This is a genomic window from Lysobacter sp. Root76 (genome assembly GCF_001428685.1).
GTDB lineage: Bacteria > Pseudomonadota > Gammaproteobacteria > Xanthomonadales > Xanthomonadaceae > Lysobacter.
Genome location: NZ_LMIK01000004.1, coordinates 376083 through 397390, shown reverse-complemented (window position 1 = coordinate 397390; position 21308 = coordinate 376083). Strand labels below are relative to the sequence as shown.

At 68.3% G+C, this 21308-nt stretch carries 19 protein-coding genes; 12 read left to right on the top strand and 7 right to left on the bottom strand.

The window, feature by feature from the left end; all coding sequences use genetic code 11:
* Positions 1–104: 104 nt before the first annotated feature.
* The 5 genes from ASE10_RS06920 to ASE10_RS06900 all read left to right on the top strand — a co-directional run bounded on the left by ASE10_RS06920 (position 105) and on the right by ASE10_RS06900 (position 3191).
* A complete protein-coding gene (locus ASE10_RS06920) occupies positions 105–524 on the top strand; it encodes a hypothetical protein (protein WP_055901785.1) in 420 nt (139 codons plus the stop codon).
* 296 nt (positions 525–820) lie between these two features.
* Positions 821–1432 (top strand): DUF1294 domain-containing protein, encoded by a 612-nt coding sequence (locus ASE10_RS20965; RefSeq protein ID WP_056100739.1) that lies wholly within the window; start codon positions 821–823, stop codon positions 1430–1432.
* Positions 1433–1551: 119 nt separating this feature from the next.
* Positions 1552–1944: a hypothetical protein gene (locus ASE10_RS06910; RefSeq protein WP_055901782.1), complete on the top strand. Its 393-nt coding sequence runs from the start codon at positions 1552–1554 to the stop codon at positions 1942–1944.
* A gap of 297 nt (positions 1945–2241) precedes the next feature.
* Positions 2242–2655: a hypothetical protein gene (locus ASE10_RS06905; RefSeq protein WP_055901780.1), complete on the top strand. Its 414-nt coding sequence runs from the start codon at positions 2242–2244 to the stop codon at positions 2653–2655.
* Positions 2656–2813: 158 nt separating this feature from the next.
* Complete coding sequence (locus ASE10_RS06900) at positions 2814–3191, top strand: VOC family protein (RefSeq protein ID WP_055901777.1); 378 nt, start codon at positions 2814–2816, stop codon at positions 3189–3191.
* Positions 3192–3394: 203 nt separating this feature from the next.
* On the opposite strand, the gene ASE10_RS06895 is transcribed toward ASE10_RS06900, so the two are convergent.
* Positions 3395–4666: an amidohydrolase family protein gene (locus ASE10_RS06895; RefSeq protein WP_157481103.1), complete on the bottom strand. Its 1272-nt coding sequence runs from the start codon at positions 4664–4666 to the stop codon at positions 3395–3397.
* A gap of 47 nt (positions 4667–4713) precedes the next feature.
* Complete coding sequence (locus tag ASE10_RS06890) at positions 4714–6183, bottom strand: amidohydrolase (protein ID WP_055901771.1); 1470 nt, start codon at positions 6181–6183, stop codon at positions 4714–4716.
* 130 nt (positions 6184–6313) lie between these two features.
* Between ASE10_RS06890 and ASE10_RS06885 the strand changes: the two genes are divergently transcribed.
* The 3 genes from ASE10_RS06885 (at position 6314) to ASE10_RS06875 (ending at position 9269) form a co-directional block, all read left to right on the top strand.
* Positions 6314–7090: an AMP nucleosidase gene (locus ASE10_RS06885; protein WP_055901770.1), complete on the top strand. Its 777-nt coding sequence runs from the start codon at positions 6314–6316 to the stop codon at positions 7088–7090.
* A gap of 961 nt (positions 7091–8051) precedes the next feature.
* Entirely contained in the window at positions 8052–8618 is a 567-nt protein-coding gene (locus ASE10_RS06880; RefSeq protein WP_055901768.1) for a lysozyme inhibitor LprI family protein, read from the top strand.
* 90 nt (positions 8619–8708) lie between these two features.
* Complete coding sequence (locus ASE10_RS06875; protein WP_055901763.1) at positions 8709–9269, top strand: DUF924 family protein; 561 nt, start codon at positions 8709–8711, stop codon at positions 9267–9269.
* A 571-nt stretch (positions 9270–9840) separates the two neighbouring features.
* Here the strand turns inward: ASE10_RS06875 and grxD are convergent.
* A complete protein-coding gene (gene grxD / locus ASE10_RS06870) occupies positions 9841–10767 on the bottom strand; it encodes a Grx4 family monothiol glutaredoxin (RefSeq protein ID WP_055904881.1) in 927 nt (308 codons plus the stop codon).
* An 89-nt stretch (positions 10768–10856) separates the two neighbouring features.
* Here grxD and ASE10_RS06865 point away from each other — a divergent pair, with 89 nt between their 5' ends.
* Positions 10857–11639, top strand: a complete 783-nt coding sequence (locus ASE10_RS06865) for a polysaccharide deacetylase family protein (RefSeq protein ID WP_055904877.1) — start codon at positions 10857–10859, stop codon at positions 11637–11639.
* Positions 11640–12187: 548 nt separating this feature from the next.
* On the opposite strand, the gene ASE10_RS06860 is transcribed toward ASE10_RS06865, so the two are convergent.
* The 3 genes from ASE10_RS06860 to ASE10_RS06850 form a co-directional block, all read right to left on the bottom strand.
* Positions 12188–12862: a methyltransferase domain-containing protein gene (locus ASE10_RS06860; RefSeq protein ID WP_055904926.1), complete on the bottom strand. Its 675-nt coding sequence runs from the start codon at positions 12860–12862 to the stop codon at positions 12188–12190.
* A gap of 109 nt (positions 12863–12971) precedes the next feature.
* On the bottom strand, positions 12972–13607 hold the full coding sequence (locus ASE10_RS06855) for an SGNH/GDSL hydrolase family protein (protein WP_235565845.1): 636 nt from the start codon (positions 13605–13607) through the stop codon (positions 12972–12974).
* A gap of 8 nt (positions 13608–13615) precedes the next feature.
* A complete protein-coding gene (locus ASE10_RS06850) occupies positions 13616–14869 on the bottom strand; it encodes a pyridoxal phosphate-dependent aminotransferase (RefSeq protein WP_055904874.1) in 1254 nt (417 codons plus the stop codon).
* A 175-nt stretch (positions 14870–15044) separates the two neighbouring features.
* Between ASE10_RS06850 and rsgA the strand changes: the two genes are divergently transcribed.
* Both rsgA and ASE10_RS06840 read left to right on the top strand, forming a co-directional pair.
* Complete coding sequence (rsgA, locus tag ASE10_RS06845) at positions 15045–16166, top strand: ribosome small subunit-dependent GTPase A (RefSeq protein WP_055904920.1); 1122 nt, start codon at positions 15045–15047, stop codon at positions 16164–16166.
* A 7-nt stretch (positions 16167–16173) separates the two neighbouring features.
* Entirely contained in the window at positions 16174–17448 is a 1275-nt protein-coding gene (locus ASE10_RS06840; RefSeq protein WP_055904871.1) for a flavohemoglobin expression-modulating QEGLA motif protein, read from the top strand.
* Between the two features lie 72 nt (positions 17449–17520).
* On the opposite strand, the gene ASE10_RS06835 is transcribed toward ASE10_RS06840, so the two are convergent.
* Positions 17521–18870, bottom strand: coding sequence for a hypothetical protein (locus tag ASE10_RS06835; protein WP_055904868.1), 1350 nt, complete (start codon positions 18868–18870; stop codon positions 17521–17523).
* 127 nt (positions 18871–18997) lie between these two features.
* On the opposite strand from ASE10_RS06835, the gene ASE10_RS06830 reads away from it, so the two are divergent.
* On the top strand, positions 18998–21298 hold the full coding sequence (locus ASE10_RS06830) for an NADP-dependent malic enzyme (protein ID WP_055904864.1): 2301 nt from the start codon (positions 18998–19000) through the stop codon (positions 21296–21298).
* The last annotated feature ends 10 nt before the right edge of the window (positions 21299–21308 follow it).

Below are 21308 nucleotides of genomic sequence, written 5' to 3'. Positions count from 1 at the left end.
ACTTCATTCAAGCCGGCGCAGCTTAGCCCCGGCCAAGCTCAATCGAGTCCAATGGCACACCTAGAACGATCGCACCCAGGTCGAGGCGTAAGCGACAGGTGGTCATGAAGAAGCTACTACTGACCATCGTGCTCGCTGCACCCGCCGGCCTAGTCCATGCAGGGGAGCTCCGATCCGCTGCGGCGGACGAATATCAAGCTTGCCTCAAGGAATCCGAGCAGGCCCGCAAGGAGTGCTCATTCGGCGGATGCGGAAACATCCTGGGCGCCTGCTATGAACGACAGATTGCCGTGTTCGAAAACGACAGTGCCCAAGTCGCACGAGGGCTCAAGCAGGGCGCGTGCGCTGAGTCGGCCGAAACGATAAACGAGCAATTCGCTGAGCTGGAACGTCGCTTGCTCAAAGTCGAGCAGTTCAACGATACCTGGTCGGGCCTCGACCTTCGTGTCGAACTGGCGGCAGCGAAGAACAGGGCGCTAAGCTTGGTGGCGGCGGAATGCGCCACGACGGAGAAGGTTCCCTAGACGGTCCTTCATGACGCGATAACTCGGCGGCACACTATCCCAAGCCGCTTCGCGATGTTGCTTGGTTCAAGTCACGGGTCCTGCGTAGATGATTCAGCGGGTTCAACATTTTGCGGAGGCTGCAGAACGGTTCTGCGCTTGGGCCGAGGGAGGCTCTTTCTCGCACGAGAACGAGGCGACGGTTGCGCTCCAGCACCTCTCCAGCCTCTACCAGCAAGCACTCAACCTTCCCACGCTCTCAGGCGATGGGAACCCGGGCGAAGTGACTCACGATTTGGCCAGGCATTGGACCTCCTATGAGACTGGTAGGGCGACTCTCGGATTGGAACGAAGACAAGGGCTATGGCTTTGTCGTGCCGCATGGCGGCGGACACCGCGCCTTCGTTCATATCAAGGCGTTCCAGTTCGGGTCGCGTCGCCCGGTGGACGGCGACCTGATCTCGTACTCGACGGAAAAAGACGGTCGAGGCCGAACGAATGCGATAGAGGTACGATTCGCTGGCCAAAAGATCGAAAAACGAAAGCCATCCAAGCCGGTGCCGAGGGCGGCCATCGGCATCATCTTTCTGCTGGCGGCCGCGGCCGTAACGCTGCTGGGCGTCCTTCCCGCCGTGATTGCAGCGGGGTACGCACTCCTCAGCTGCCTGTCCTACGTCATGTACACAGTCGACAAGGCCGCCGCCGGCAAGGGCATGCGCCGCACTCCGGAAAGCACCTTGCATTTCGTGGACATGCTCGGCGGCTGGCCCGGCGCGCTCATCGCCCAGCAACAATCGCGCCACAAGACCGTAAAGGCGTCGTTCCAGTCGGTTTTCTGGTTCACCGTGGTGGCCAATCTCGCGGCGGTCGGCTGGCTCTGGCACAGCGGTGTCGCGCGGTCTCTGACGGAAGCGTTGTTCGGCAATTAGAATTAGTTCAAGAGGGGGAGTATTACGGCCGCGGTTATCTCGATTGGAAGAGAGATGTATGCAAAAGCTCGCGGCGCCTCCGGGCATGGCGAAGCCTGACAATTCGAGGATCGTCGTCGATGACTCAAAGAAGCAAAACGAGCTATGTCCTTCCGGCCCTCATATACGTCCTGATCGTCGGCACTGCATTTTCCGCGGACGTGCAGCCCGTGCTCGTCAAAGCTTTCGGCGCCGAACCGTTTGGATATCCGGTGGCCCTGGTGGTTGCGATCGCCCAGGCCGTTCTCTGGCTTCCCTTCGTCTTCGCCATCCATCACTTCATGCTGATCGTCGAGCAAGCCAATAAGGACGGCCGCAGCATCGGCAGGATGGGTTTATTGGCGTATGCCGCGGACGTAGGGCGGCGCCATCCGCAACTGCGCCGGTCGCAAGTGTTTTCGATCGCAGGCCTGCTCTATTTCGTCGCGATCTGCGGCGCCTGGATCGCCTATGCCGATGCTAAGGGCATTTAAGCAATGATTGGCGCCGCTACCCCAATGGCACCCTGTGTTCCAAGGTCGCGCGGCGACAGGAAGACGGCGCATGGCTGTGGATCATCGATTATCCGACCATAGGCGAGTAATCTGCTTGCCGAAGGCGCAGGCCGGCCCTCTATGCGGGCCTGAGCCGTTCGTGGCCCGATTGGCTTGGGTTCGCAGACCTAATCGCCATGGTCTACGCTAAACCTTGACCTGCGATGCGACGGTTCATTCAAGCCGGTTCGGCTTCGATGCGAGTCGGCCCGATGCGGATCTGCTAAGGAAGAGCTTGTGCTAACTACGGTATTGATGGTTGCCAGCGCGGTGGTATTGCTTGCGCTGGGTACGCTGCATCTGGTTCTGACCTTCGTCGGGCCCAAGCTCAGGCCGCGCGATCCCGCGCTGGAGGCGCGCATGCGCGAGGTTTCGCCGGGCATCACCCGGCAAACGTCGATGTGGGACTGCTGGATCGGGTTCAACATCAGCCACAGCATGGCCGCGATGCTGTACGGCCTGATCTACGGTTACCTGGCGGTGGCGCACGGCGGCCTGCTGTTCTCCTCGCCGTACCTGCTGACGGTGGGTTTTCTGACCCTGGGCGGGCTTTTCGTGACGGCCAAGATGTACTGGTTCAGCAGTCCGCTGATCGGCATCGGCCTCTCGCTGGCGTGCTACTTGGCCAGCGTCGTTACGACGTTGGTCTGATGCCGCGCGCGCGGACTCCTGCGCGGTGCTGCCGGATTCAAGCTCTGGACGCGATATTCCCTATGCGGTGAGACGTGTTCCGATTGCGGCGGACTGCGCCTTAGCGATTCACGGAAGCGCTGCACGACTCGGCTGCATCAAACCTCAGGCCCGTTTCCATGCTGCATCACCTTTCCATTGCCGTCGCCGACCTGCAGAAGGCGGGCGCGTTCTACGACGCCGCGCTGGGCGCCTTGGGCTACAGGCGTGTGTTTGAAGACGATACCGCCATCGGCTACGGGGTCGAGGACGGAGAGGACAAGCTCTGTCTCAAGCTCCGCCCCGGCTCGGCCGTGCCGGGACCGGGATTTCATCTGGCGTTCGCCGCACCGTCGCGCGCGGCGGTCGACCGGTTCCATGCGGCGGCCTTGGCGGTCGCAGGCGCGGACAATGGCCAGCCGGGTCTGCGCCCGGACTATGGCCCTCACTACTACGCAGCGTTCCTGATCGATCCCGACGGCCACGCCATCGAGGCGGTCATCAACGGGCCGGTCTAGGCCGGTTTCGGCGCCAGAGAGGGGGCCACGCCGCAGTAGGATGTGGTGAGCACGGCGAACCGCATCGCGCCATGTCGGATGCGGCGTCGTTCGGTGCGGTTGTCACCGCACCCTACGCAAGAACGAGCGCTCGGCGCGGAGCGCCATCGCAAAGCACAGCCAATGCAGCGAACCGCATCGCGGCCCGCTGCATCGATAGCCGCTTACCGCCCCGACGGCGCCGGATACGCGCGCGGCAAACCGTTTTCGGGACGCATATAACGATCGCGCAGTTCGGTCTGGCGGCTGCGCATCTCGATCGCGCGGCCGTTCATCCATACCTGCAGGGCGACGCTGCTGACTTCGAGCGGGTCGCCGCTCCACAGCACCACGTCGGCGCGGCGGCCCGGCGCGATCGTGCCGACTTCGCCCGCGACGCCGAGCGCTTCGGCGGGCACGCGGGTGAGGCCGGCCAGGCCGTCGTCCCAGGGAAGACCGGCGGCGACCGCGTTGCCGGCGAGCTGGCGGATCTTGCGCGCGTTGTGCGAGGCGTCGCCGCTCTGGCTGAAACCGACCGCGACGCCCGCCGCGCGAAGGCGCGCGGCGTTTTCCATGGTCGCGCCGATCTGGTCGAAGTCGCCGGGCAGGTTGGCGAGCGGGTCGACGAACACCGGCACCTTGGCCGCGGCCAGCTGCGGCGCGAGCTTCCAGGCCTCGGCGCCGCCGGCGATGGCGATGCGCACGCCGTGGCGCGCCGACCAGCGCAGCAGCTGACGGATGTCGGCGGCGCGGTCCACGCCGACCATCACCCGGCCGCCGCCGCCGAGGTAGCGCGCCAGCGTCGCGCGCCCGGCCGGCGTCAGCAGCGCCACGTTGGCGTCGGGGCCGATGCGGCCGCGCGCTTCGGCGATCAATTGGTCGAGGATCATCCACTGCGCCGCCCGCGAATTGCCGCTGAGGCCGGCGGCGTCGCCGCCGAGCTTCACGAACAGCACGCGCGCGCCGATCGGGTCGGGGCCGCCGTCCAGGCGCATGACGCCGCCCTGGCCGGCCACGATCGAACCGCCGGTCGCGGTGCCCGCGCCGAGCAGGGTCCAGCCGATGCCTTCGATACGGGTGACCGGGATCAGCACCGACTCCGGGTTGTAGGCCAGGGTCACGTCGAACTCCGGCCGCACCGTCATTTCCTTGGTCTCGGCGCCGAGCGCCACGGTGCGGTCGACGGTCGATTTCTCGCCGGAGACTTCCTCCAGGCCGATCTCGGTGATGCCGCCGAACAGGGTCGGCGTCAGCGGCCGGCCCTCGGCTTCGACGATCTGGGTCCCGGCCGGAGCGGCCAGGCCCTTGCCGATCGCGCGCACCTGGCCGTTGCCGATCAGCACGTCGGCGCCCTGCAGCGTGCCTTGCGCGGTGGCGGTATGGACGGTGGCGTTGCGGATCAGCACGTTCTGGGCGAAGGCGACGCCGGGCAGGGCGAGCGCGCAGGCGGCCAACAGCGCAGCGCAGCGACGCGTCGGGCCGCGACGCGCGGCCTTGGCGCGGCTCACGGCGCACCTCCGGCGGCGCGTGCGCCCTGGCCGAGCAGGAAGTCCGAAGTCGGCTGGCGATTGCGGTCGTTGCGGTCGTAGATGCGCGCGCCGTCGACGTAGACCTGTTCGGCCTTGGCGTAGACGCTGAAGGGATTGCCGTTCCAGACCACCACATCGGCCATCTTGCCGGGCTCCAGGGTGCCGGTCTGGTCGAGCACGCCCAGCGACTTGGCGGCGTTCTGGGTCAGCCAGCGGATCGCGCGCTCAGGCGGGATGTCGATGCCGACGAGCTTGGCGTGCGCCATCACCTTGGCCGCCTCCTGATTGAGCCGCTGGATGCCTTCCTGCGAATCCGAGTGCACGATCGCGCAGCTGTTCTGCGGGCGGTCGACCAGGGCGATGTTTTCCTGGATGCCGTCGAAGGCTTCCATCTTGAAGCCCCACCAGTCGGCCCAGAGCGCGCCGCAGACGCCTTCGGCGGCCAGGCGGTCGGCGATCTTGTACGCCTCCACGGCGTGGTGGAAAGCGCTGACCTTGAAGCCGAACTCCTTGGCCAGGTCGAGCATGGTCGCCATCTCGTCGGCGCGGTAGCAATGGATGTGGACCAGGATGTCGCCCTTGATCGCGCCGGCCAGGGTGTCGAGCTTGAGGTCGCGCTTGCCGCCAGCGTCCTTGTCGCTGTCGGCAGCGGCGCCATTGCCGTTGCCGTTGCCGTTGGACGAGCTCTGCCACCAGCTGCGCTTCTTCTTGGGCTGCTCGGCCTTGGGCGTGTTCTTGCGCACGTACTCGCTGGCGTCGATGAAGGCCGCGCGGTAGCCGGCGACGTTGCCCATGCGCGTGCCCGGCGAGGTGTTGCGGCCGCCGTAGACGCGCTTGGGATTCTCGCCGCAGGCCATCTTCAGGCCCCAGGGCGCGCCCGGGAACTTCATCGCCTGGTAGGTCGTGGCCGGCACGTTCTTGAGGGTGACGCCGCGGCCGCCGATCAGGTTGGCCGAGCCCGGCAGCACCTGCATGGTGGTGATGCCGCCGGCCATGGCCGCGGCGAAGCCCGGGTCCTGCGGCCAGACCGAATGCTCGGCCCAGACGTTGGGGGTGACCGGGCTGGTCATCTCATTGCCGTCGCCATGGGCGCTGACGCCGGGGCTGGAATACACGCCCAGGTGCGAGTGCACGTCGATCAGGCCGGGGGTGATCCATTTGCCGCGCGCGTCGACGCGGGCGGCATCGGCCGGCGCGTCCAGGCCGGTACCGACCGCGACCACCTTGCCGCCCTGCATCAGCACGTCGGCGTCGTTCAGGCGCTGGCCGGTACCGGTCAGCACGGTCGCGTGCTGCAGCAGCACCGGGCCCGAGGCGATCGGCCGGTAGGTGCTGGGATACGGGTCCTGGGTGTAGCGCGAGCCGGACGCCGGCGCGGGCGGCGCCGCGTGCACGGCGCCGACCAGCAGCGCCAGGCCGCAGCCGGCCAGCAAGGGTCGAAGCATGATGGTTTTCCCCAAAGAGACGGCAAGCACAGCCCCGAACCCTAGCCGGCCCCCCGGGTGCCGCCAACCCTGACGATAGTCATGGGCGGTGCCACAATAGGCACACAACAACTAGAAAAGGCTGTCGACCGTGAAAGACAAAGAACAGATCGTCGAGAACTGGCTGCCGCGCTACACCGGCGTGCCCCTGGACCAGTTCGGCCAGCACGTGCTGCTGACCAACTTCGGCGGTTACCTGCACACCTTCGCCCGCCTCACCGGCGCCGAAGTGGTCGGCCTGGACAAGCCGATGCCCAGCGCCACGGCGGACGGCATCACCATGATCAACTTCGGCATGGGCAGCCCGAACGCGGCGACCATGATGGACCTGCTGTCGGCGATCATGCCGCAGGCGGTGCTGTTCCTGGGCAAGTGCGGCGGCCTCAAGCGCAAGAACGAACTGGGCGACTTGGTGCTGCCGATCGCCGCGATCCGCGGCGAGGGCACCTCCAACGACTACCTGCTGCCGGAGGTCCCGGCGCTGCCGGCGTTCGCGCTGCAGCGCGCGGTCTCGACCATGATCCGCGACCTCGGCCACGACTACTGGACCGGTACGGTCTACACCACCAACCGTCGGGTCTGGGAACACGACGAGGCCTTCAAGGAACGTCTGCGCGCGATGCGCTGCATGGCGATCGACATGGAAACGGCGACGATCTTCGCCGCGGGCTTCGCCAACCGGATTCCGTGCGGCGCGCTGCTGCTGGTGTCGGATCAGCCGATGATTCCGGAAGGCGTGAAAACCGAAGCTTCGGATGCCAAGGTCAGCGCGGAGTACGTGGACAATCACATCAACGTCGGCATCGAAGCGCTGAAGTTGATCCGGCGGCATGGCAAGTCGGTGCGGCATCTGCGGTTCGACGAGTAGTTTTGGCCGGCTGGGTGGGGGAGGTTCGCTTCGGATCCTCCTTCCGCTTTCTGCCTACTGTGGGAGCGGCGTAAGCCGCGACCGCGAACTTCGTCTTCCGATGGGGTTCCGCTTCCGATTCGCCGCTTCTGCCTTCTGTGGGAGCGGCGTGAGCCGCGATCGCCAGTCCGGCGGCCGCGCCTGTTCCACTCTAGCCTTGGGGTAGGAGCGGCGTGAGCCGCGACCACGACCTCTGGCCGCTGCATGAGTTTCGATGCGGATCGGCTTCGCTTTCTGCTTTCTGTGGGAGCGGCGTAAGCCGCGATCGCTTGGCCCGTCGACGGCCCGCTCCATCTTTTGGGTAGGAGCGGCGTAAGCCGCGACCACGACCTCTGGCCGCTGCATGAGTTTCGATGCGGGATCGGCTTCGCTTTCTGCTTTCTGTGGGAGCGGCGTAAGCCGCGATTGCGAATTCCGAGGTTCGACGAAGGTTTCGATTCTCAAGTCAACGGCTTCCGCCTGCTGCGCATGCGGGTCACTTTCTCTTGCTAGGCGAGATCGGAGGTGGCGCGGGGATTTTTCGAAGGAACATCCTGTTCCTCGAAAAACGGCGCGCGTCCTGCGCGCCGCCCTTCGGGTCTGAGTGGGGTCGGGCGAGTGCGGGGCACTGGATTTCAATGCCGCAGCAACAGCAACAGCAACAGCAACAGCAACAGCAACAGCAACAGCAACAGCGGTTGTCGGGGGCGATGACGAGCGAGCCGAGGTTCGTCGCAAGTTCACCATCTGAAGTTGGAAGCGAATCGCAACAGGATGGTGCCTCGATTATCGGAGGCGCCGCCGCCCGGATGGCCGGTGCTCCGCGCCGCCGAAAATCGCAGAAACAGCGTTCATCTAGCCAAATCTGCGACTCCGCGCACCCCACATCGCACCCCCTGAGACCTCCTCCGGGCACACTGGCGTCCAGCTTCGGGACACCGCCATGGAACAGGTCATCTATCTCCTCATCGGCGCCACCCTCACCTGGACGTTCTATTTCGTCCAGCGTCGGGTCGAGCGCCGCAGCACCGTCGATGCGATCGAGCGCGGGCAGAAACTGCTCGCGCTCAAGCAGGGACTGGACGGCAGCAACACCAGCCTCGACGACCTGCGTCGTTTCGAGACGCGCCTGATCGGCAAGGCCGAGACCGCCGCGCGCCTGGCCGACAACTACTTCAGCAAGGCCGAGGAAGTCGCGCGCCAGAGCGACGACGACGGCGTGAGCCAGAACGACATGAACCGGCAGGCGATCGCCGAGTTCGAGCAAGTGGACGCGCGTCTGCAGGGACTGGTCGAACACCTGCGCCGCCAGCTCGACGGCGACGGCCGCGCCACCTTCGAGGAGGCGCACCGCGCCTGGCTCGGCTTTCGCGAACGCTACGCGCGTTTCATCTCGCAGTCCTACTCGACCGGCTCGATCCGGCCCCTGATCCACGCGGTGACGCTGGAGAGCATCACCACGGCCTGGATCACCGAACTCGAGACCCAGCTCGGCGACGACGATGCCTGAGTCGCGGAACGCTGTGTCCGGGCGCATCGCGCACGCTTCGCACGCGACCTGTTACCGTGCGCTCCCCATTCCCACCCGCGAGGCCATGCCATGACCGAACCGACCGCCCAGGACGTCGTCAATTTCTGGCGCGACGCCGGTTACGTGCGCTGGTTCGAGCGCGACGACGGCTTCGATGCGCGTTGCCGTGCCGGTTTCCTGGAAGCGCATTTCCGCGCCGCCTGCCGCGCCCACGACGACTGGATGCAGCAGGGCGAGGTCGGCGCCCTGGCCTTGCTGATCCTGCTCGACCAGATCCCGCGCAACGTGTTCCGCGGCAGCGCACACGCCTATGCCACCGATCCGCTGGCGCGCGCGTTCGCGACCCAGGCGATCGCGCGCGGCGACGATCAGCGTACCGATCCGGCGCTGCGCGCGTTCTTCTATCTGCCGTTCGAGCATTCCGAATCGCTGGACGACCAGCGCCGATCGGTCGAGCTGTATCGCACGCTGCCGGTCAGCGCGGGCGCCCCCGACCCGGCGCAATGGGCGCTGCAGCACCTGCAGATCATCGAGCGCTTCGGCCGCTTCCCGCACCGCAACCAGGCCTTGGGCCGGCAGAGCACAGTCGAGGAGCAGGCCTATCTCGACAACGGCGGCTTCAAGGGCTGAGGCGTCTACCCCAAGGCTTTGCGCCGGCYTTTTGTGGGAGCGACGTRAGTCGCGATCGCGTCGCTTCGGCTGCGTCGAAATCGCGGCTCACGCCGCTCCYACAGAAGGCGGCAACGTTCCCGTCGCGTTTTGCTTCGGGGTAGGAGCGACGTAAGTCGCGACCACGTCGCTGCGGTCGCCTGCGCAGGTCGCGGCTCACGTTGCTTCGGGGTAGGAGCGACGTAAGTCGCGACCACGTCGCTGCGGTCGCCTGCGCAGGTCGCGGCTCACGCCGCTCCTACCCCAAGGCTTCGCRCCGGCTTTYTGTGGGAGCGACGTRAGTCGCGATCGCGTCRCTTCGGCTGCGTCGAAATCGCGGCTCACGCCGCTCCTACCCCAAGGCTTCGCGCCGGCTTTTTGTGGGAGCGACGTGAGTCGCGATCGGATCGCTACGGCTGCGTCGAAATCGCGGTTCACCCCGTTCCCTCAGCGGGCGACGGTTCGTGCCATGCCGACCCGATCCGCCGCAACGCGGATTCGCAAAAAAACGGCCGCGGATTCCGCGGCCGTTTTCGCTCGAACCGATGACGGCTCAGTAACGCGGGATCGATCCGTCGATGTCGGCCCAGGCATCGATGCCGCCTTCGACGTTGTAGATCTCGCGGAAGCCGAGCTGGCGGAAATGCTCCGCCGCCTGGGCGCTGCGACCGCCGTGATGGCACAGGAAGGCCAGCGGAGCGTCCTTGGGCAGCCCCTCCAGCGCTTCCACGCCGGCATCGAAGCTGTCGTAGGCGACGTTGACCGAGGCCTGCGCGCGCTCGTCGGCCGGGCGCACGTCGATCAGGCGCAGCGTGCCTTCGCGCACGCGCGCCTGGGCGTCGGCGGGAGCGATCGCGCGCACGGTCGGCGGTGCGTTCGGATTGGTGATGACCAGGCCGCGGCCGCGTTCGTCGTCGGCCCAGTCGATCGACACGCCGTCGGCGCGGCGGGCGTTGACCCAGTCGGTCTGCACGCGCACGCCTTCGACGTCCACCGCGACCGCGTTGGCGTCGATCGGCGCCAACTGCAGGCGCACGTTGTGGCGCGCGTCCACTTCCAACTGCACCGCGTAGCCGTCGCCGGCGTTGGCGACCGCGTCGCGCAGCATCTGCGCCGCGGCCGGGCTGATGCTCAGCTTCGGCGGGCTGCGGTCCGGCGCGGGCAAGCCCAGCGCGCTGTGCAGCTCGCCGCTGCCGGCCATCTGCTCGATGATGTCGCTGCCGCCGACCAGCTGGCCGTCGATATACAGCTGCGGGATGGTCGGCCACTCGCCGTACTGCTTGATGCCTTCGCGGATTTCCGGGTCGGACAGCACGTCGACGTGGGCGTAGCCCTGCGGCAGCAGCGCATTGAGCGCGCCGGAGGCCTTGGCCGAGAAGCCGCACTGCGGCGCGTTCGGCGCGCCCTTCATGAACAGTACGACGCGGTTGGACTGGAGCAGGGTGTCGATGCGCGTGCGCAGCGCGGGGTCGAGGGACATGGTGTGACGCCGGACGTGAGGTATCGGCGACATGGGGGCGGGCCGTGCGCGCCGCAAGGCCCGGACGGCGCTCCGCTAAGATGCGGTCCATGATTCCGGTCTCCGCCCCGCATCGACCGCCGCGCCGCCCCTGGGCCTGGGCCTGGTTGTTCGGCGCCTCGCAACTGGCGGTCATCGCGCTGTGGTGGGGGCTGGGCTGGCGGATCGGGCTGGCGGCGCTGCTGCTCAGCCATGGCCTGATGATCTGGGCCACGCTGCGGCCGCAATCGCGCCTGTTCAGCCCGGTGCTGTCGCGGCTGAACGGCGACCGGCGCGAGGTCTGGCTGACCATCGACGACGGCCCCTCGGCCGACACCCGGGCGATGCTGGACCTGCTCGACGCCCACGGCGCCAAGGCGACTTTCTTCCTGGTCGGCCGCCGCGCCGCAGCGCAGCCGGAACTGGTACGCGAGATCGCGCGCCGCGGCCACGACATCGGCAACCACAGCCACAGCCACCCCGCGGCCTGGTTCTGGGCGCTGCCGCCCCGGCGCATGGCGGCGGAGGTCGCCGACGCGCAGGCGACGCTGACCGCGCTGACGGGACGCGCGCCGCGCTGGTTCCGTGCGGTGGTCGGGATGGCCAACCCCTTCGTCGCGGCGGCGCTGCGGCGGCATGGTCTGGCCCGAGTGGCGTGGTCGGCACGCGGCTTCGATGCGGTGGCGGCGGATCCGCAGCGGGTGTTGGCGCGGATCGAATCGAATCTGGCGCCGGGCGCGATCGTGCTGATGCACGAGGGCGCCGGGCATGGACGCAATGTCGAGACGATGCGCCTGCTGCTGGAACGGCTGAACGAGCTCGGCTACCGCTGCACGCTGCCGCAGGCTATCTAAGCAACAGCCGCTGCGACCGCGATTGCGCATTCCTGCTCTGGGGTAGGAGCGACGTAAGTCGCGACCACGCGCCTCCGGCTGAATGCGCAGGTCGCGGCTCACGCCGCTCCTACCCCAAAGCCAAGACGGTGCCTTCTGTGGGAGCGGCGTAAGCCGCGATCGCGCCGCTTCGGCCGGGTCGAAAGGGCGGCTTACGCCGCTCCCACTCGGCTATCGCTGCACGCTGCCGCAGGCTATCTAAGCAACAGCCGCTGCGGCCGCGATTGCGCATCTGCAGTGGGGTAGGAGCGACGTAAGTCGCGACCACGCGCCTCCGGCTGAATGCGCAGGTCGCGGCTCACGCCGCTCCTACCCCAAGGCCAAGACGACTACCCCAAGGCCAAGACGACGCTTTCTGTGGGAGCGGCGTAAGCCGCGATCGCGCCACTTCGGCTGGATCGAAATCGCGGCTCACGCCGCTCCCACAGGAAGCTCGCGGCTTACGCCGCTGCCACAGGAAGCCGGCGGTTCACGTCGTTGCCACAGGAAGCCGAGCGGCGTCCCCGCCGTTACTCCGGCTTGCTCGCCACGATCCGCCAATTGTTGAACGGCGTCTTGCCGAACAGCGGCGTGAATTCCACCTCCAGCGCCGCCTCGCGCAGGCGTGCGCGCAAGGCGTCGCCGTCGGGGTAGTAGCGCGGCATCGCGTTCATCCAGCCCACGGCGCGCGAAAATACGTCGGCGACGTGAGTGATCCGGGCGCGGCCGGTGCCGTCGGCCAGGCCGGTGCGGATCACCAGGCGTGCGCCCGGGGTCAGCATCGCGATCATGGCGTCGATGGCGCGCGCCTGGGCATCGACCGGAATGAACTGGAGCACATCCAGTATCACCACGCTGCCGCGGTGTTCGGGTACTTCGCGGGCCAGGTCGACGGTATCGAAGCGGGCCTCGTGCAGCCCCGCGCGCGCGGCCGCGCGCGTGGCGCGGCGGATCTTGCCGGCGTCGCTGTCGACGCCCCGATAAGGCAGATGGATGCCGTCGGCGCGCAGCGTGTGCGCGAGCAGGCCCAGGCCGCAGCCCAGGTCCAGCAAGGGCGCGCGGCTGCCGCGCAGGGCCGCGCTGACGCCGGGGTAAAGCGGGTCGCTGCCGAGTTTGGCGCGGCTGTAGTAGTAGTCCCAGCGGTTGCCGAGCGGATGCTCGGGCAGGAACGCGCGTGCGATCCGCATCGCCTGTCCATTGGCCATCGCTTGTGTCGCGTCGTTCATCGCTGCTGGTTTGCTCTGGTCGCGGTCGCCGCGTGCGTGCAGTGTGGCATCGGCGCCGGCCGCGACGGAAATCGCGGCCCGCTTCGCTTCAACGCGCGCCGTCGGCGAGCAGGCGCCGCGCCACCGGCAGCGCGAGTTGCGTCCACTGCGTGTACATCGCCGCCGACGGATGCAGGCCGTCCTCGGCCAGCATCGCGACCTGGCCGCCGAGTTCGCGCGAGACCGGGGTGATATCGACCCAGGCCACGCCCTGGCGCTCGCACAGTGCGCGCGCGGCGTCGTTGAAGGCGTCGATCTCGGCGCCGATGGTCGCCGTGCCGCGCGCGTCGTTGCGGCCGAACGCGGTTACGCCCCAGTCCGGTATCGACATCGCCAGCACGCGCTGCGGGCGGTCGCCGGCGTAGCGGATCGCGCGTTGCAGCAGATCGCGGTACTCGCCGGCATAGTTGGCGACGCTGCGCGCGCGGTACTGGTTGTTGACGCCGATCAGCAGGCTGACCAGCTCCCAGCGGCCCAGCGGCTCGGCCGCGTCCAGGGCAGAACTCAGTTCGTCGGTGGTCCAGCCGGTGGTCGCGATGATGCGCGGCCAGGCCAGGGTCGCGCCTTCCTCGCGCAGGGCGCGGGCCAGTTGCACCGGCCAGCGTCCTGCTTCCTCCACGGCCTCGCCGATGGTGTAGCTGTCGCCGAGCGCGAGGTAGGGCTGCAGCGGCAACGGCACGGCCACGGCGCGGCTCAGGCGACGGCGGCGCGTTGGCTCTGCGCCGCGCGTTCGGCATGGCGGTCGAGCACGCGCTCGATGCGGTGGAAGACTTCGCGCAAATCCTCCGGCTGCGGCAGCAGGGTGACCCGGAAATGATTGCGATAGGGCACGTTGAAGCTCGAGCCCGGCACCACCAGCACGTCCTCGGTTTCCAGCAGTTCCAGCGCGAACTTGTGATCGTCGAAGCCCTGCGCGGCGGCGCCGACCACGGCCGGGAAGGCGTACAGCGCGCCGGCCGGTGCGACCAGTTGCAGATGCTTGCTGGCCTCGACCGCTTCGATCACCGCGCGGCGCGCTTCGTACAGCCGGCCGCCCGGCGCGCACAGCGGCGTGATGGTGTCCTCGCCGTGCAGCGCGGCTTCGATCGCGAACTGGCCCGGCACGTTGGCGCACAGGCGCAGCGCACCGAGCAGGTCCATGGCGTGGTGGAAGTCGCCGCTGGCGACCGGGTCGCCGGACAGCACCGCCCAACCCACGCGCCAGCCGCAGGCGCGGTGGACCTTGGACAGGCCGCCGAAGCTCAGGCAGGGCAGGTCGCCGGCGATCGGCGCGACCGGAGTGAACTGGGCGCCGTCGTACAGGATGGAGTCGTAGATCTCGTCGCACATCAGCAGCAACTTGTGGCGCGCGGCGATGGCGACGATCTTCTCGATCAGCTCGCGCGGATACGCGGCGCCGGTCGGGTTGTTGGGGTTGATCAGCACGATCGCGCGGGTGCGGCTGGAGATCAGCTGCTCGATCTCGTCCGGATCGGGCAGGAAGCCGTTTTCCGGCTGGCAGCGGTAATACACCGGGCGGCCGTCGTTGAGGATGGTCGCGGCCGACCACAGCGGGTAGTCGGGCGAGGGCAGCAGCACTTCGTCGCCGGGATTGAGCAGGGCGCGCAGGCTGAGGTCGATCAGTTCGCTGACCCCGTTGCCGACGAACACGCGCTCGGGCGAGGCGTTGGGCGTGCCGCGCTGCTTGTGGAACGCGGCGATGGCTTCGCGCGCGGCCGGCAGGCCCTGCTGGTGGGTGTAGGGGTCGGTGTCGGCGATGCGCTCGGCGATCGCGCGCTGCAGATGCTCGGGAGCGCGGAAACCGAACGCGCCGGGGTTGCCGATGTTGAGCTTGATCTGCTTGCGGCCCTGGGCCTCGAGTTCGCGGGCGCGCCGAGCGAGTTCGCCGCGGATTTCGTAACGGACTTCGGACAGGCGTTCGCGGGTCTTCAAGGGGGGCTGGGACATTGCGGGGGCGGTATTTTGAGCGGAATACCCGCCAGACTAGCCGAATCGGCGTGCCGAAACAGCCGCCGCGGCGCGGCCTTCTGTGCGCTGCGTAGCGATCCGCGGCGGCGATCGCGGCGTCGCCGACGCGGCCGCCTATGTAGAATCCGGCCATGCACAGCCCGTCCGCCCTGTCTTGACCCCCGAACTCACCGCGCTGCTGGCGATCGGCTGGCCCCTGCCGGACGGGGAGTCGCTGCCGACCGAGCCGAGCTGGCGCGAGGCGCTGGCGGCCCATCCGGCGGCCCGCCCGGTGCGGGTGATCGAGCAGCACCGCAGCGGCTATGTGGTCGCCGACGGCCCTGAAAGCGGTTTCCCGGTCGAATCCCTGCCGGAATGGCAGCGCCCGCGCTTCCCGCCCGAGCAGCGCCCGGGCGTGGGCGACTGGGTCCTGATCGAGGGCGCCGACGGCGGCAACCGCAAGATCGTCGCCCTGCTGCCCCGCCGTACCGCGATCAAGCGCGGCGCCGCCGGCGAGCACTACAAGCAGCAGCTGATCGCGGCCAACGTCGACACCGTATTCATCGTCTGCGGCCTGGACGCGGACTTCAACCCGCGCCGGATCGAGCGCTACCTGATGCTGGTCAGCGGCGGCGCCGAGCCGGTGATCGTGCTGACCAAGTCCGACCTGGCCGCGGCCGCCGACCCCCAGACCCTGCCCGAGGCGATGGCGACCCTGATCGAGCTGGCTGCGCAGAACATCGCCGTGCGCGCGGTCAACGCCAAGGACCCGGACTCGGTCGCCGCGCTCAATCCCTGGTTGCGGCCCGGCCGCACCGCCGTATTGGTCGGCTCCTCCGGCGCCGGCAAGTCGACCCTGACCAATACCCTGCTCGGGACGCAGCGCATGAAGACCGGCGCGGTGCGCAGCAGCGACGACCGCGGCCGCCACACCACCACCCACCGCGCGCTGATTCCGCTGCCCACCGGCGGCTGCCTGATCGACACCCCGGGCATGCGCGAGCTCAAGCCCACCGGCGAGGAAAACGTCGCCGAGAACTTCAGCGACATCGAAGCCCTGACCGAACAGTGCAAGTTCCGCGACTGCTCGCACGCACGCGAGCCCGGTTGCGCGGTGCGCGCGGCGATCGAAAGCGGCAAGCTCGATCCGCGCCGCTTCGCCAGCTACGTCAAGCTGCGCGACGAAGTCGCCGGCGCCGCCAACAAGCTCGCCAACCGGCGCGCGCAGAACTCGCAGGAAAAAGTCCTGGGCAAGGCGCTGAACAAGCGCCTGGACGAAAAGTACGGCAAGCACTGAGCCGCCCATGAGCAGCCTCCCGCCCGGTCTGCCCGCCGACATCCAGCACCACGCGCTGCTGGACGCGCGCATGGTCCGCGCCGCGCGCGAGATCAAGCTGCTGACCCTGGCCAGCTGGCCGGCCGGACTGGAAATGCAGTTCCTGGCCGACTACGCGCGCGGCAACGCCGCCCTGCCGCAGATCGTCTACCCCAAGCTCGATTTCAGCGAGGTCCGGCACGAGCTGGCCGCGATCGCCGCCGAGGCCGACCCCGATCATCCGCTGGGCCAGTACCTGGGCGAGTCCGCGCGCAGCTGGGGCACCGCCGCCGAACTGCTGGAAGCGCTGGGCAGCACGCGCGTGACCGCGCTGTCGATCGAGCTGTTCGGCAAGCCCGACGAACCGCTGCCCGGTCAAGGGCCGAGCACGCGCGAGGCCGCGCGCCATTTCATTTCGATCGCCGACGAGCTCGACCACGAGCTGATGTCGCCGGCCGAGACGGTCAAGATCTCGGCCACCGCCCTGCATCTGCAGTTGCAGCGCGACCTGGACGACTACTTCGACGGCCGCGTGATCGAAGTGACCCTGGACCCGGACCTGATCGCCAAGGCCGCCGCCGGCGCCACCCGCATCCGCCTGCGCAGCGGCGCGGCCTTCAGCGACTACGACCGCGACCAGTTGCTGCAGCACGAAGCCTTCGTGCACTCGCTGACCGCGCTCAACGGCCGCGAACAGCACGTGCTGCCGAGCCTGGCGCTGGCCTCGCCGCGCAGCACCGCGACCCAGGAAGGCCTGGCGACCTTCGCCGAGCAGATCACCGGCAGCATCGACATCGGCCGCATGAAGCGCCTGAGCCTGCGCATCGAAGCGGTGGCGATGGCCCTGGACGGCGCCGACTTCATCCAGGTGTTCCGCTACTTCCTCGACGCCGGCCAATCCCAAGAGGACAGCTTCGCCTCGGCCCAGCGCGTGTTCCGCGGCGTGCCGACCCACGGCGGCGCGGCCTTCACCAAGGACACCGTCTACCTGCGCGGCCTGGTCGGCGTGCACACCTTCTTCCGCTGGGCCCTGCGCAGCGGCAAGTTGCATCTGTGCCGCTGGCTGTTCGCCGGCAAGATGACCCTGGCCGACGTGCAGCGCTTCGAGCCGCTGTTCCAGGACGGCGCGATCAAGCCGCCGCGCTGGATGCCGCCGTGGATCCAGCGCGCCAACGGCCTGGCCGGCATGCTCGCGTTCTCGCTGTTCGCCAACCGGATCCGCCTGGACCAGATGGCCGAAGGCGATTTCCGCGAGGTCGGTTGAGCGCTCTGCTTTAAGGGCAGCCCCTAGGTTGCGGCAAGCCGCAGGCGCACCGCACCACCGCGCGCGCAGCGCTCAAGGCAGCGGCTTGAGCGACCCGTCGCGCTGAATCTCGTAATCCGCCGCCTCGCCGGCCGCGACCAGCCTCACCCGCTCGCCGATCTCGACCCCGGCATAGCTCGGAATCTCGTGCGACAGCCGCAGGTAAATCCACTCCTGGTCGACATCGGCCAGCTTCAGGCGGACGCCGCCGCCGGCCGGGGCCTGCGCCACCGCACGCGCCAGCGCCGGCGAGTACACCGCCTGGATGCTGCCGACCTCGTGCATGCGCCGCATCACGTTGACGCCGTGCCAGACGCTCAACAGCGCCGAGATCACCAGCACCGCCCGGCCCCAGCGCCGCATCCGCGGCCAGGCCGCCGCGCATACCGCCGCGGTCGCGGCGGCGTAGCCGTAACCGTACTGATTGGCCGATTCGGCCAGGATCATCACCGGCCCCAGCGCCGCGGTGCCGGCCAGCAGCCAGCCCAGGCACCAGCGCGCGCCGACTCGCCACAGCGCCGCCGCCGTCGCCAGCCAGACCAGGATCGCCAGCCAGACCCGGCCGTCGCCCAGGCCGCGCGAAAGTGTGCCGGCGATCGCCATCTTGGTCGCGATCGGCGGATACAGCTGGTACTCGATCCAACGCTCGGGGATGAAGGCGAAGCTCCAGCCGTAGTTGACGGCTTCGCGCGGCGAGAACAGCAACACACCGATGCGCAGGGCCAAATAGATCGAGACCGGCAGGCCCGCGACCACGGCCGCGATCAGCCATTCGCGGCGGCGGCCCAGGAACAGCCAGCCCAGACCGAGCAGGGCCGGGATCACGATGCCGGCCTCCTTGGCCAGCAGCGCCAGCGAGGTCAGCGCGAATACCGCGACCCAGCTGATCCAACCGGGCCGTTCGCGTTGCGCCAGCAGGGCGATCAGCAGCGCGCAGCCGACCCAGATCAGGTCCGCCAGGGTGCCGACCCAGCCGTGGGTCAGGGCCGCGAACGGTCCCAGCGCGAACACCAGCGCGCCGCCCAGCGCCGGCCGCGCGGCCACGCCGAAGCGGCGCAGCAGTACCGCCAGCATCGCCGCATTGAGCCCGCCCAGCGTCACCATCAGGCCGTGGAAGAGCATCGGCCGCGCGAACAAATGCTCGGACAGCCACAGCCACAGCGAGAACGTCAGCGGCCGGTACTGGAAGGACTGCACGTCCGACCACAGGTAATCGCGGAAATGCCAGCCCGGATGCTGGCCGGCGAAGGCCGCCCACTGCAACTCGTCGTGGCTGTAATAGCCGGGATTGAACACCAGCAGTGCCTGGGCCAGCAGCACGCCCGCCAGGGCCGCGATCGGCAGGGTCCATTGCGGCCAGGACCGCGGGGGATTGGGGTTCATTGCGCCTCCGGTCGCGCATTGTGTGCGCTGGCCGCATGCAAGACCATACAGCCATACGCGGGCGTCAGCGGCGGTCCCGGGAATACGGCTAGAATCGACAGCCCGCGCCCGTGGTCTGAAAAAACCGATGTCCGACAACTCGCCGACCAATAACGATCTCAAGCAGTCCGCGCTCGACTACCACCGCCTGAGCCCGCCCGGCAAGATCAAGGTCACCGCGACCAAGCCGATGGTGACCCAGCGCGACCTCGCCCTGGCCTACTCGCCGGGCGTGGCCTACGCCTGCGAGGCCATCGTCGAAGACCCCAACGCCGCCAGCGAGCTCACCGCGCGCGGCAACCTGGTCGCGGTCATCAGCAACGGCACCGCCGTGCTCGGCCTGGGCGACATCGGCCCGCTCGCCGGCAAGCCGGTGATGGAAGGCAAGGGCGTGCTGTTCCAGAAGTTCGCCGGCATCGACGTGTTCGACATCGAGATCGACGAGCGCGACCCGGACAAGCTGGTCGACATCATCGCCTCGCTGGAACCGACCTTCGGCGGCATCAACCTCGAAGACATCAAGGCCCCCGAGTGCTTCATCGTCGAGCGCAAGCTGCGCGAGCGCATGAAGATCCCGGTGTTCCACGACGACCAGCACGGCACCGCGATCATCGTCGGCGCGGCCGTCTACAACGCCCTGGAAGTGGTCGGCAAGAAGATCGAAGACGTCAAGCTGGCCACCAGCGGCGCCGGCGCGGCCGGCATCGCCTGCCTGGACATGCTGGTCGCCCTGGGCATGAAGCCGGAGAACATCCTGGCGGTGGACCGCGATGGCGTGCTCTACACCGGCCGCGGCAAGATGGACCCGGACAAGGAGCGCTACGCGCGCGACACCGACAAGCGCAGCCTGGCCGACATCGTCGCCGGCGCCGACATCTTCCTGGGCCTGTCGGCCGGCGGCGTGCTCAAGGCCGAGATGGTCGCGACCATGGCCGACAAGCCGATCATCCTGGCGCTGGCCAACCCGTATCCGGAAATCCTGCCGGAAGACGCCAAGGCCGTGCGGCCGGACTGCATCATCGCCACCGGCCGTTCGGACTACCCGAACCAGGTCAACAACGCGCTGTGCTTCCCCTACATCTTCCGCGGCGCGCTCGACGTCGGCGCCACGGTCATCAACGAAGAGATGAAGCTGGCCTGCGTGCGCGCGATCGCGCAGCTGGCGCGCATGGAATCGTCCGACCTGGGCAGCGCCTACGGCGGCGACGTGCCGACCTTCGGCCCCGACTACCTGATCCCGCGTCCGTTCGATCCGCGCCTGCTGGTGATGCTGGCGCCGGCGGTGGCGCGCGCGGCGATGGAATCGGGCGTGGCCACGCGCCCGATCACCGACGTGGCGGCCTATAACGAAAAGCTGAGCCAGTACATCTACCGCACCGGCCTGCTGATGAAGCCGGTCTACGACCGCGCCCGCGCCGACCGCAAGCGCGTGGTCTATGCCGAAGGCGAGGAAGAGACCGTGCTGCGCGCGGTCCAGACCGTGATCGACGAAGACCTGGCCAAGCCGATCCTGATCGGCCGCCCGGACGTGATCCAGACCCGCATCGAGCGCCTGGGCCTGCGCATGCGCGAAGGCGTGGATTTCGAGTTGACCAACATCAACGACGATCCGCGCTTCAACGACTACTGGCAGCAGTACCACGCCCTGACCGAGCGCCGCGGCGTGACCCCGGCCGCGGCCAAGAACCTGTTGCGCTCGCGCCCGACCCTGATCGCGGCGCTGATGGTCGAACGCGGCGAAGCCGACGCGATGATCTCGGGCCTGGTCGGCCGCTTCCACAAGAAGCTGGGCTACATGCGCAGCATCTTCGACTTCGACCCGGGCGTGCAGGGCACCTCGGCCATGACCGGCGTGATCAACGACCAGGGCGCGTGGTTCTTCCTCGACACCCACGTCCAGGTCGATCCCACCGCCGAGCAGATCGCCGAAGCCACCCTGCAGGCGACCTACCGCCTCAAGCTGTTCGGCATCGAGCCCAAGGTTGCGCTGCTGTCGCACTCCAACTACGGCAGCCACGACAACCCGTCGGCGGCGAAGATGCGCAAGGTCCGGCAGATCATCCGCCAGCGCATGCCCAAGCTGGAGATGGACGGCGAGATGCAGGCCGACACCGCCTGGGACGACCTGCTGCGCCAGCGCATCTTCCCCAACACCACCCTGCACGGCCGCGCCAACCTGTTCGTGCTGCCCAACCTGGACGCCGCCAACATCACCTACAACATGGTGCGGGTGATGACCGACGGCGTCGCCATCGGCCCGATCCTGATGGGCCTGGACAAGCCGGCGCACATCCTCACCCCGGCCTCGACGCCGCGCCGCGTGGTCAACATGACCGCGATCGCTGCCGTCGATGCGCAGATCCGCGCTGCGCGGACTACCGGGCCATAGCGCAGCGCTG

Excerpts from the sequence above, each read along its gene's own strand:
- ASE10_RS06880 (WP_055901768.1), top strand. The coding sequence starts at position 8,052 with ATGGAACAGGTCATCTATCTCCTCATCGGCGCCACCCTCACCTGGACG.
- ASE10_RS06850 (WP_055904874.1), bottom strand. The coding sequence starts at position 14,869 with ATGTCCCAGCCCCCCTTGAAGACCCGCGAACGCCTGTCCGAAGTCCGT.
- ASE10_RS06900 (WP_055901777.1), top strand. The coding sequence starts at position 2,814 with ATGCTGCATCACCTTTCCATTGCCGTCGCCGACCTGCAGAAGGCGGGC.
- ASE10_RS06920 (WP_055901785.1), top strand. The coding sequence starts at position 105 with ATGAAGAAGCTACTACTGACCATCGTGCTCGCTGCACCCGCCGGCCTA.
- ASE10_RS06890 (WP_055901771.1), bottom strand. The coding sequence starts at position 6,183 with ATGCTTCGACCCTTGCTGGCCGGCTGCGGCCTGGCGCTGCTGGTCGGC.
- ASE10_RS06840 (WP_055904871.1), top strand. The coding sequence starts at position 16,174 with ATGAGCAGCCTCCCGCCCGGTCTGCCCGCCGACATCCAGCACCACGCG.
- ASE10_RS06910 (WP_055901782.1), top strand. The coding sequence starts at position 1,552 with ATGACTCAAAGAAGCAAAACGAGCTATGTCCTTCCGGCCCTCATATAC.
- ASE10_RS20965 (WP_056100739.1), top strand. The coding sequence starts at position 821 with ATGAGACTGGTAGGGCGACTCTCGGATTGGAACGAAGACAAGGGCTAT.
- ASE10_RS06860 (WP_055904926.1), bottom strand. The coding sequence starts at position 12,862 with ATGGCCAATGGACAGGCGATGCGGATCGCACGCGCGTTCCTGCCCGAG.
- ASE10_RS06875 (WP_055901763.1), top strand. The coding sequence starts at position 8,709 with ATGACCGAACCGACCGCCCAGGACGTCGTCAATTTCTGGCGCGACGCC.
- ASE10_RS06830 (WP_055904864.1), top strand. The coding sequence starts at position 18,998 with ATGTCCGACAACTCGCCGACCAATAACGATCTCAAGCAGTCCGCGCTC.
- ASE10_RS06835 (WP_055904868.1), bottom strand. The coding sequence starts at position 18,870 with ATGAACCCCAATCCCCCGCGGTCCTGGCCGCAATGGACCCTGCCGATC.
- ASE10_RS06865 (WP_055904877.1), top strand. The coding sequence starts at position 10,857 with ATGATTCCGGTCTCCGCCCCGCATCGACCGCCGCGCCGCCCCTGGGCC.
- grxD (WP_055904881.1), bottom strand. The coding sequence starts at position 10,767 with ATGTCCCTCGACCCCGCGCTGCGCACGCGCATCGACACCCTGCTCCAG.